At 68.3% G+C, this 1,343-nt stretch carries 1 protein-coding gene and 1 pseudogene; both read right to left on the reverse strand.

Features of this window, described 5'->3' with window-relative positions:
• Positions 1 to 671, reverse strand: a 671-nt coding sequence (locus AC1DSO_RS24745; protein ID WP_477071329.1) for a FadR/GntR family transcriptional regulator, incomplete at its 3' end; no start/stop codon positions are given.
• A 370-nt stretch (positions 672 to 1,041) separates the two neighbouring features.
• A pseudogene (locus tag AC1DSO_RS24750) lies at positions 1,042 to 1,343 on the reverse strand (TonB-dependent receptor); the annotation flags it as partial.

Here is a 1,343-nt window from a genome sequence, read left to right on the forward strand (position 1 = left end):
TCTCCAGCKACGATGGCGTCGCAGACCCTGGCGTGATCGGGCACCGGATCGCGGGGCAGGGCGCGCGAGCGCTGCTTGAATTCGGTCGTCCAGCTGACCGCGGCGCTGATGCTGGCGCTGAGTGCGATCATCGCGTCGTTGTGCGAGGCGCGCAGAAGGGCGTCGTGAAAGGCTCGGTCGGCCGCGCGGCCGGCTTCCGTGGCCAGGGTATGGCGTCGCATGCCGGCCAGGGCGTCCTTCATCGCCTTGATGTCGTCCTTGTCCCGGCGCTCGGCGGCGAACCGCGCCGCGGCCGGTTCGACCACCGCGCGCAGTTCGAAGAGGTCGCGCACCAGGCCGGCGTCCGGCTCGGCCGAGAACGCCCAGGCCAGAACCATGGGGTCGAGAATGTGCCACCGGTTGCGAGGAAGAACCCGGGTGCCAGCCTTGGGCCGGCTCTCCACCAGGCCCTTGGCGGTCAGGACCTGGACCGCCTCGCGATAGGCGCTTCGCGAGACGTCCAGCGCCGCGGCGTTGGCGATCTCTCCGCTCAGCGTCTCGCCAGGCGCGATCTCGCCTGAGACGATGGCCGTTCCAAGATAGTGGGCCACCGCCCCGCGCAGACGTCGTCCAGACCCCTTGGCCGATCGCGTGATCGGCTTGTCGTCCGGCGCGTCCGTCGGCATGGGCATGGGGCTCCTGGGTGTGGAAGCATCCTATAAGCGCAACCGGGCCGGCCTTGGCAAGTTGTCAGGCAATTTGGCGGCGCGGAAGCCTTCAGAGGCTCAGCGCATCTTACGGTAATGCCAAGGAAATTCGCTCCAGTCGCGCGACTAAGGCGCCATGCGGGCCGCCATCGCGGAAGGAGAGGTCAGACCTCAGGTTCAACCTTAACCATCAGGGGCGACTTAGCGAACCCGCGCTAGCGGCCGCCCGCCAGATCTTCGACGAAAAGACGGCCGGCGCCTGGAAGGAGGCGCCGGCCGGGATGGCCGATCGGAGGAGGTGGGTGATCGGCCACAAGGCGATGCGGCCGCGCCGTCGCCGGCGCGGCCCGAGCGATCAGAACCGGAAGCGGACGCCCGCGCGGTACATCCGGCCGACGATGTCGTACAGCGCCGGATTGGCATAGTTCGGCGACTTGGCCGGAGCGCGGTCGAACAGGTTGTCGACCTTGAAGTAGGCCGTCACGTCCTGGCGGATGGCGTATGTTCCGCCGACGTCCATGTAGAACGCGCCCGGCATGAAGTTCTTGTCGATCGTCGGGGCGTTGGGCGTCGAGGCGGGGCAGGTCCCGGGGGCGCAGACGACGTACTGGTTGCCGTAGTTGCCGTCGGTGAACCAACGCTCCTGCAGCGTCAGGC

Source organism: Caulobacter sp. P4_E5 (assembly GCF_056401555.1).